Source organism: Mesorhizobium sp. M7A.F.Ca.US.014.04.1.1, assembly GCF_003998745.1.
Taxonomy (GTDB): domain Bacteria; phylum Pseudomonadota; class Alphaproteobacteria; order Rhizobiales; family Rhizobiaceae; genus Mesorhizobium; species Mesorhizobium ciceri.
Map to the genome: position 1 here is coordinate 1 of NZ_RZRW01000260.1, position 8,050 is coordinate 8,050.

Annotated in this window: 10 protein-coding genes and 1 pseudogene; 3 read left to right on the plus strand and 8 right to left on the minus strand. The window is 63.8% G+C overall.

Features of this window, described 5'->3' with window-relative positions:
- A pseudogene (locus tag EOA22_RS17955) lies at positions 1 to 298 on the plus strand (histidine phosphatase family protein); the annotation flags it as partial.
- A 51-nt stretch (positions 299 to 349) separates the two neighbouring features.
- On the opposite strand, the gene EOA22_RS17960 reads toward EOA22_RS17955, so the two are convergent.
- From EOA22_RS17960 to EOA22_RS17975, 4 genes are all read right to left on the minus strand, one after another.
- On the minus strand, positions 350 to 583 hold the full coding sequence (locus EOA22_RS17960; RefSeq protein ID WP_013532448.1) for a DUF680 domain-containing protein: 234 nt from the start codon (positions 581 to 583) through the stop codon (positions 350 to 352).
- A 414-nt stretch (positions 584 to 997) separates the two neighbouring features.
- Positions 998 to 1,225, minus strand: coding sequence for a DUF680 domain-containing protein (locus EOA22_RS17965; protein ID WP_013532449.1), 228 nt, complete (start codon positions 1,223 to 1,225; stop codon positions 998 to 1,000).
- A 47-nt stretch (positions 1,226 to 1,272) separates the two neighbouring features.
- Positions 1,273 to 1,476, minus strand: a complete 204-nt coding sequence (locus EOA22_RS17970) for a DUF680 domain-containing protein (RefSeq protein ID WP_013532450.1) — start codon at positions 1,474 to 1,476, stop codon at positions 1,273 to 1,275.
- A gap of 47 nt (positions 1,477 to 1,523) precedes the next feature.
- Positions 1,524 to 1,727, minus strand: a complete 204-nt coding sequence (locus EOA22_RS17975; RefSeq protein WP_013532451.1) for a DUF680 domain-containing protein — start codon at positions 1,725 to 1,727, stop codon at positions 1,524 to 1,526.
- A 464-nt stretch (positions 1,728 to 2,191) separates the two neighbouring features.
- On the opposite strand from EOA22_RS17975, the gene EOA22_RS17980 reads away from it, so the two are divergent.
- Positions 2,192 to 2,869, plus strand: coding sequence for a response regulator (locus EOA22_RS17980; RefSeq protein WP_013532452.1), 678 nt, complete (start codon positions 2,192 to 2,194; stop codon positions 2,867 to 2,869).
- Positions 2,870 to 2,882: 13 nt separating this feature from the next.
- The gene (locus EOA22_RS17985) at positions 2,883 to 4,235 is read left to right on the plus strand and encodes a sensor histidine kinase (RefSeq protein WP_013532453.1); all 1,353 of its coding nucleotides are present in this window, start codon (positions 2,883 to 2,885) and stop codon (positions 4,233 to 4,235) included.
- 28 nt (positions 4,236 to 4,263) lie between these two features.
- Here EOA22_RS17985 and EOA22_RS17990 read toward each other — a convergent pair whose 3' ends face one another.
- The 4 genes from EOA22_RS17990 to dapB all read right to left on the minus strand — a co-directional run.
- The gene (locus tag EOA22_RS17990; protein WP_013532454.1) at positions 4,264 to 5,142 is read right to left on the minus strand and encodes an ABC transporter permease; all 879 of its coding nucleotides are present in this window, start codon (positions 5,140 to 5,142) and stop codon (positions 4,264 to 4,266) included.
- A 13-nt stretch (positions 5,143 to 5,155) separates the two neighbouring features.
- Positions 5,156 to 6,010 (minus strand): ABC transporter ATP-binding protein, encoded by an 855-nt coding sequence (locus EOA22_RS17995; RefSeq protein WP_013532455.1) that lies wholly within the window; start codon positions 6,008 to 6,010, stop codon positions 5,156 to 5,158.
- Between the two features lie 142 nt (positions 6,011 to 6,152).
- Positions 6,153 to 7,139, minus strand: coding sequence for an ABC transporter substrate-binding protein (locus tag EOA22_RS18000; RefSeq protein WP_245478652.1), 987 nt, complete (start codon positions 7,137 to 7,139; stop codon positions 6,153 to 6,155).
- Between the two features lie 203 nt (positions 7,140 to 7,342).
- Positions 7,343 to 8,050: 4-hydroxy-tetrahydrodipicolinate reductase (gene dapB / locus EOA22_RS18005; RefSeq protein ID WP_127390119.1), on the minus strand; the 708-nt coding region annotated here is incomplete at its 5' end.

Below are 8,050 nucleotides of genomic sequence, written 5' to 3' on the forward strand. Positions count from 1 at the left end.
CCTCAAGGCGCTGTACGATGCTTCAGCGGCGGACATTCTGAGCCAGATTGGTCAAACCGACGCTTCGAGCGGCAGCTTGCTGGTAATTGGCCACAATCCGGGCCTGGAGCAGTTGGCCAGACAGCTTGCCGGGCCGGGGTCAGACGCCAAGGCGATCGCAAGACTTGAGGAAAAATTCCCGACGGGAGCCCTCGCCCGGGTGGTCTTCAAAGGCGATTGGTCCGTCGTGTCCCCCGCCCGGCTGACACATTGCTTGCGGCCCAAGGACCTGGGCCCGCGGCCGAAGGACCTGGGCTAGTGTCCATGGCAGGTGCGGCGGGTCAAGCCCGCCGCACATCCGCTTGAGCCGTCAGTTTCCCCAGTTGCCCTGACCGGATTCCGGCTGGACCGAATCGGGCGTCAGCGTGAGGTCGCGGTGCTTGACCTGCCTGTGGGTCGAAGCCGTGTAGCTGTGGTCGACATTGACCGCGTGCGAGGTGACGGCCGGCTGATTGACATTGTCCGAACCATAGTTGTCGCTGCCGGCAAAAGCGGCACCAGTGGCAACGAGGATGGCGGCGGCGGCAAGAGCGATCCTGTTCATTCTATTTACTCCGGTATTCCTGATTCTGTCCGTCTAGTGGCGTGCCCCTGGGGAGGAAATTTCGCGTCGCTCGGACAACCTCGATCTGGGTTTTTCGTGCGCCGACTTCCAATCACGAAGACGTTCCCTCACGCGCGGCATCGGGACCTCGAACGTCGGCCAAGGGATTGAGCTCACCCTGTTTTATCAGTTTATCTCAGACGCTTACAAGGAGGGTGCCTGACGCATGATGCGGCGGTTCATCGAGCCAGCGCTCGCCATCCGTTCACGATTCGTCAACATAAATTGAACCAGCTGGTTCGATTTACGATCGGCGCTCCGACACCGATGCCGTCGGCCGAAATCCTGCTCATGCATAAAAAACAAGAGCGGCGGGCAAGGCCCACCGCTCTTTGTGGTCGCAGACTTCAGAAATCAACGACCCCAGATGCCCTGACCCGACTGAGCCGGCACGTTGGCATTGGCATCACCCTGCGTCTTTACGGACTTCGGGATCGAGCCGGTGTGCGTGGTGTCGATGTCGGACACGGACTGGTTCGCAACAGGCTGGTTGGCATTGTAAGAGCCGTAGTTGTCGCTGCCGGCAAAAGCGGTGCCCGTGGCAACGAGGATGGCGGCGGCGGTGAGTGCGATCTTGGTCATTTTAGTTACTCCTGAGTTCAATGTTGGGTCGATATCGGCAGTCGCGATTAGCGGCCGAAGAGGTTGCGGTCAGCGCCCTGCGAAGCGGGGGCCTGGACGGTTTGCGTCGACTTGGAGATCGAAGCAGTGGCCGACTGGTCGACGGTGACGGCAGGCTGATTGGCGTTGGCCGAGCCATAATTGTCGCTGCCGGCAAAAGCAGTGCCCGTGGCAACGAGGATGGCGGCAGCGGTAAGAGCGATCTTGGTCATTTTAATTACTCCTGAGTTCAAGTTTGGGTCGATATCGGCAGTCGCGATTAGCGGCCGAAGAGGTTGCGGTCAGCGCCCTGCGAAGCGGGGGCCTGGACGGTCTGCGTCGACTTGGAGACCGAAGCGGTGATCGAATGGTCGACAGCGACGGCAGGCTGATTGGCGTTGGCCGAGCCATAATTGTCGCTGCCGGCAAAAGCAGTGCCCGTGGCAACGAGGATGGCGGCGGCGGTAAGAGCGATCTTGGTCATTTTAATTACTCCAGTATTTGTCATGTCCGTCTAGTGGCGTGCCCTTGGGAGGAATTTCGCGTCGCTCGGACCACCCCGAGATGGGCTCGCGCTGCCGCGGATTCCAATCACGAAGATGTTCCCCCGCGGCTCGAATCCAGGCCTTGAAATTTGACACAGGGTCTCGGCGGTCATAATTTAACTGTTTGAAATCAGACAGTTAATCGATAACGCCCATCACCAGGCGCGACCGCTCGCCAGGCCGGCGTTCACCATCTGCTACACAGTGCGTCAACAGAAATCGAACTGAACGGTTCGGTTTGAAGCGATTGCGCACCATCTGAACTTCTGGATCTCCTACATTTGCCTTGCGGTTGGATCGAGATTATCGCTTGTGCACGATCATCAATCGGGCGCGACTTGGCGGCGCCAGTTGAAGAAGTGGCGGAAATCCGGGTGACCTGCACCCCAGGACAGCGATAGAAATGCGGTTGCTGCTTGTAGAAGACAATCGCGAGCTGGCGGATTGGCTGGGCAAGACCCTGCGTCAGGCGAACTATGTCGTCGACATCGTCCATGATGGCGAGGATGTCGAACACGCGCTCGCCGCCGGTGACCACGCGCTTGTCATCCTCGACCTTGCGCTGCCGCGCATGAGCGGGCTGGAGGTGCTGCGAATGTTGCGGACGCGCGGCAACCGGGTGCCGGTGATCGTGCTGACCGCAAACGCCAGTCTCGACGGCCGGGTCAAGGGCCTCAATGAGGGCGCCGACGACTATCTGGCCAAGCCCTTCCAGATCGAAGAGCTCGAAGCACGAATCCGCGCGCAATTGCGCCGTGCCAATGACCGCACCGCGCCGGTCGTTGCCTGCGGTGATCTCGTCTTCGACACCAACACGCGGCTGTTTTCGCTTGCCGGCGAGGCGCTGGCGCTGACACCGCGCGAGCATGCCGTGCTTGAGCAATTGATGGTCAAGGCCGGACGCACGGTGAGCAAGGCGGCATTGTCGGCCGCGATCTACGATTTCGAGACCGACGCCGATCCCAGCGCCATCGAGATCTACGTGCACCGCGTGCGCAAGAAGCTCGACGGGTCGCGGGTCCAGATCGCCACACTGCGTGGCCTCGGCTACCTGTTGCGCCAAGACGATTTGGCGCCGTGACGATCCTGGCGCCATGAGGATCAACAGCCTCCGCCTGCAATTGCTGGCATGGGTGGTGCTGCCGCTTGCCGGGCTCGCGACCATCAACCTGTGGACCAGCCAGCGCAACGCACTGGCGACCGCGGACCTGGTCACCGACCGGATGCTCGTCGGATCGGCGCGGGCGATTGCCGAGCAGGTCGCCATGGTCGACGGCGTGCTCGATGCCACGGTGCCCCCGGCGGCGATCGAGATGTTCGACACCGGCGACCGCGACAGCGTCTACTATCGCGTCGAGACAGCCGGCGGGCGGCTGCTGACCGGATATCCCGACCTGCCCGAAGCGCCGCAGCATGCCAGTGTCGAGGCCGCCTACCGCGATCACCAGCTGCGGCTCCTGACCCTTGGCCATGCGGTGATCGGCGCCGGCAACGACTCGCCAATATCAGTCACCGTGGGCGTCACCCTTGCCGGCCATGACGCCATGGTCAAACAGCTTTGGTTCAGCGCCTTTGCCCAGCAACTGGCGCTGGTGGCGATTGCCGGCGTGTTCGTGCTGCTCGGCTTGCGTCGCGGCCTGGCGCCGTTGATCCGGCTGCGCGATGCGGTACGCTCGCCAAACCGCAGCGACCTTGACCCCGTCGAAGTGCCCGGTGCGCAAAGCGAGATCCGCCCGCTGATCGACGCCCTCAACGCCTACATGGAGCGCGTGCGGGCGCAGATGGCGGCGCAACGCCGCTTCATCGCCAATGCGGCGCACCAGCTGCGCACGCCCCTGGCGCTGCTGTCGACACAGGCAAGCTATGCGCTTCGCGAAAGTGCCGCCGATGCCCGCCAGGAGGCGCTGGTGGCGCTGCAGGCGAGTTCCGGCAAACTGGCGCGGCTGGCCGAACAGCTCTTGACCCTGTCACGCGCCGAGCCAGGCAGCCGGCGGCCGCGCGCCGACCGCATTGACCTGGCGGAAGCCGCCCGGCACGTGCTGGAAACCCTGGCGCCAACGGCCATCGATCGCAAAATAGATCTCGGCCTCGAGGAGGCTGGCCCCGTTCCGGTCATCGGCGACGGCACCATGCTGCGCGAGATGATCGTCAACCTCGTCGACAACGCACTGCGCTACTCCCGGGCTGAGGGCAGTGTCACGGTGAAGCTGGCGGCCATCGACGGCGAAGCCGTGCTGACGGTCGCCGACGACGGGCCTGGCATTCCGGCGGACGAGCGAGACCATGTCTTCGAGCGCTTCTACCGTATTGCCGGTTCGACCGAGGAAGGCAGCGGGCTGGGACTCGCCATTGTACGCGAGGTCGTCGAAAATGCCGGCGGCCGCGTCACCCTTGGGGATGGCGCGGCCGGCGGTCTGTTGGTTGAGGTCAGGCTGCCGCTGGCCTGACCGGTCAGGCTGCCCCTGGTCTGACCGATCACGTTCCCTGCTCGTTGAACGGCGCCGGCCGCCACTTCACGACATAGTTCTCGAAGCGGGTGATGATGAACTCCACCACCAGCGCCATGACAGCCAGGATGATCATCGCGGCGAACACGCCATTGGCGTTGAAGGCGCCCTGCGCGGTCGAGATCAGCAGGCCCATGCCTTGCTTGGCGCCGAGGAACTCGCCGACCACCGCGCCGACCAGCGCGAAGCCGAAGCTGACATGCAGGCTGGCGAGGATCCAGCTCATCGCCGAAGGAATGATGACGGTGCGGGTGATCTGGAACGGCGAGGCGCCAAGGATCTGGGCATTGGCGATCATTGCCCTGTCGGCCTCGCGCACACCCTGGAAGGCGTTGGCGAAAACAACGAAGAACACCATCACCACGGCAAGCGCCACCTTGGACGCCATGCCGAGGCCGAGCGCGATGATGAACACCGAGCCGAGCACGACGCGCGGCACCGAATTGGCGATCTTGATGTAGATCGAAAAGACATCCGCCAACAGCCGATTGCGGCCGAGGATGATGCCGGCGGCGATGCCGCCAAGGGCACCGATGACAAAGCCGAGGAAGGTTTCCTCCAGCGTCACGTAGATCTGCAGCCAGAGTGGGCCTTGCGAGGTGCCTTCGGTGATCCACGACCAGATCTGCTGCCAGATGCCAGAAGGGCTGGCGAAGAAGAACGGGTCGATGATGTTGTAGTCGGCGCCGAGTTCCCACAGGCCAAGGAAGACGACCAGGATCGCCAGGCGCAAGGAGATGACAAGCGCGTGGCGGCGGCGCAGCCTTGCCCTCGCCCGGGCTTCGGCAACGGCGATGGAAGCATCGCGGACGGCGGCCTGGTTGGCGGTCGGAGAGATTGCGGTCATGCTGTTTCTCCTTTCAATGTCCGGTCTGCAAGGTCCGGCTCTGGCCGAGCTGCACTTCCTCGCGCAGATCGTTCCAGATCACCTTGGCGATCTCGACGAAGTTCGGGTCGTAGCGGATGTCGGCCATGACGCGGGGGCGCGGCAGGTCGATGCGGTAGACGCTCTTGACCGTGCCCGGCCCAGCGGTGAGCACATAGACCTTGTCGGCCAGCGCCACCGCCTCCTCTAGGTCGTGGGTGACGAAGACAACCGAGGATTTCTGCTCCGACCACAGATCCAGCAATTCGTCCTGCATGGCGGTGCGCGTCTGCATGTCGAGCGCGCTGAACGGCTCGTCCATCAAAAGGATCTTGGGCTGGTTGATGAAGGTCTGCGCCAGCGCGACGCGCTTGCGCATGCCGCCCGAAAGCTGGTGCGGATAGTGCTTCTCGAAGCGGCCGAGGCCGACGCGGGCGATCCAGTCGCGGGCGCGGTCGTAGGCCTGCGCCTTTGGCGTGCCGCGATAAAGTGGACCGGCGGCGACATTGTCGATGACACTGCGCCAGGGAAACAGCGCATCCGCCTGGAAGACAAAGCCGATGTCCCGGCTGATATCGGTGACCGGCGTGCCCATGACGCGGACATTGCCGGTCGTCGGCCGCAACAGGCCGGTGACCAGGTTGAGCGTCGTCGACTTGCCGCAGCCGGTCGGCCCGACGACGCAGGCGAACTCGCCGCGCGCCACGGTCATCGTGAAATCGCGGATCGCCGTCATCATGTGCCCGTCGGGCGTGACGAAACGCAAGGTCACATCATCGATGGCGATCGCGGCGTCGGCTTGTGGCGCGGCCTGAGACAGCTTCTCGGCCGCCATGGGTTGCACTTGCATGGCGCACTCCTGTCGCAATGGGGCAAGGGAGCCCGCGGCAGTGCCACGGATCTCCAGGTGTTCGGGAGGCCGCGCCGCTGCCTTCTTGATTCAAGCAGCCGGCGCAAGTCCTTGTTATTCAACGAGTGGTAGGCTGGCGCCGCTATTTGGCAGCGTCGACGAATTCGGTCGTGTAGGTCTTCGACAGGTCGATCTGCTTGCCTTGCAGGCTCTTCGAGAATGTCGAGAGAACCTTGAGCACGGTCGGCGGACCATCGGCCGGCATGCGGCCATCCGGCGTGAACATCGCCTTGCCGCCGGCCAGCCCCTGCACGTAAAGGTCCCGGTTGCCGGCATAATAATCCTTCGGCATCTTGTCGGCGATCTCTTCGGCCGAATGCGTGGCGATGAATTTCATCGTCTTGACGAAGGCATTGGCGAGCTTCTGTGCCTCATCCTTGTGGCCTTCCAGCCAGGAGGACTGGACATAGAAGGACGCCGCCGGATAGTCGCCGCCCAGCGCTTCCTTGGTCTTTTCGGGCGTGCGCATGTCGACCAGGATGCTTGCCTCGCCGGTCTTGAGCAGTTTGGCGATGGTCGGCTCGGTGGTCATGCCGGCCTGGATCTGGTCCTGCTTGACGGCGGCGATGAAGGTGTTGCCGGCGCCGACCGGCAGCAGCGTGTAGTCGCCGGGCTTCAGGCCGCTGCGCACGGCAAGATACTGGGTCAGGAAATCGGTCGAGGAGCCGAGACCGGTGACGCCGAGCGTGGCGCCCTTGAAATCGGCGGGCGACTTGATCTCCGGGTGCTTGGCGGAGACCAGCTCGTCCTCACCGGGCGCTTGGCTGAACTGGACGATCGACTGGATGTATTTGCCCTTCGACTGCAGGTCGACGGTGTGATCGTAGAAGCCGACAACGCCTTGGACGGCACCTGCCAGCAGTTCATTTTCGGCCTCGACCCCGGCGCGCGAGTTGAGCAGTTCGACATCGAGCCCCTGGTCCTTGAAGTAGCCGAGCTGCTGGGTGAGCACGGCAGGCAGATAGATCTGCTTTTCCATGCCGCCGACGATGATGGTGATTTTGTCGGCAGCCGAAGCCACCGTGGCGCTTGTGGCTGCAATAGCAAGGCTTAGCGCCGCTGTGCGCAGGGCGCACTTCGAGATGAAACCGGTCACGAAACTTCCTCCACTTGGGCGGCGCGCCATCCCGGCTGCGCCGCATTCCTCCTTACCGGCCGCTCCCGCACCGGTCACACGGCGAACGCCGTAATGACTTCATGGCACGCCCAAGCTTTCAGCTGGCTTTCAGTCGTTTTAACGGCCGTTGAAATGGAATCCGTTGTGGCTGCCGGTCACGGAGCGCCGAAACCGAGAACGTCGCGCATGTCGTATTCGCCGGGCGGGCGTCCCTCGAGCCAGAGCGCGGCGGCAATGGCGCCGCGGGCGAACATGACGCGGTCGCCGGCCGCATGCGACAAGGTCACAAGCTCGCCTTCGGCACAGAAGCTCACGCTGTGTTCGCCGATGATGCTGCCGCCACGCAGCACCGCAAAGCCGATCTCACCGGGAGGCCGCGCGCCAATGGCGCCATCGCGAACAGGCCGCGCCACCGCGTCGAGCTCGACCTTGCGGCCGCCGGCCACGGCCTGGCCAAGCATCAAAGCGGTACCTGACGGCGCGTCGATCTTGTGTCGGTGATGCGCCTCGAAGACCTCGGCGTCCCAGTCTTCGGGATCGAGCGCTGTCGCCGCCTGTTCGACCAATCCGACCAGCATGTTCAGCCCCAGCGAAAAGCTGCCGGAGCGCACGATGGCGATGGTCTTCGCGGCCTCGGCGATGTCGGCGAATTCAGTCGCATCGAAACCGGTCGATCCGATGACCAGGGCCGGCCCGCCGCGGGCGGCGCAAAACCTTGCCAGGTCAGCCGAGGCCGCCGGCGTCGTGAAGTCGATGACCACATCGGCCGTGGCAAGCGCCTCCTCGCGGCTGACCAGCCCATCGCCGGCAGCGCCGGGCCGATGGAACCGCGCAGCGAGCGCCAGCCGTGGATCGACCCGCAC

Bases quoted from the DNA above. Each gene is read 5' to 3' on its own strand.
- EOA22_RS17980 (WP_013532452.1), top strand. From the start codon at position 2,192: ATGCGGTTGCTGCTTGTAGAAGACAATCGCGAGCTGGCGGATTGGCTG.
- EOA22_RS17960 (WP_013532448.1), bottom strand. From the start codon at position 583: ATGAACAGGATCGCTCTTGCCGCCGCCGCCATCCTCGTTGCCACTGGT.
- EOA22_RS17990 (WP_013532454.1), bottom strand. From the start codon at position 5,142: ATGACCGCAATCTCTCCGACCGCCAACCAGGCCGCCGTCCGCGATGCT.
- EOA22_RS17995 (WP_013532455.1), bottom strand. From the start codon at position 6,010: ATGCAAGTGCAACCCATGGCGGCCGAGAAGCTGTCTCAGGCCGCGCCA.
- EOA22_RS17970 (WP_013532450.1), bottom strand. From the start codon at position 1,476: ATGACCAAGATCGCTCTTACCGCTGCCGCCATCCTCGTTGCCACGGGC.
- EOA22_RS17975 (WP_013532451.1), bottom strand. From the start codon at position 1,727: ATGACCAAGATCGCTCTTACCGCCGCCGCCATCCTCGTTGCCACGGGC.
- EOA22_RS17965 (WP_013532449.1), bottom strand. From the start codon at position 1,225: ATGACCAAGATCGCACTCACCGCCGCCGCCATCCTCGTTGCCACGGGC.
- EOA22_RS17985 (WP_013532453.1), top strand. From the start codon at position 2,883: ATGAGGATCAACAGCCTCCGCCTGCAATTGCTGGCATGGGTGGTGCTG.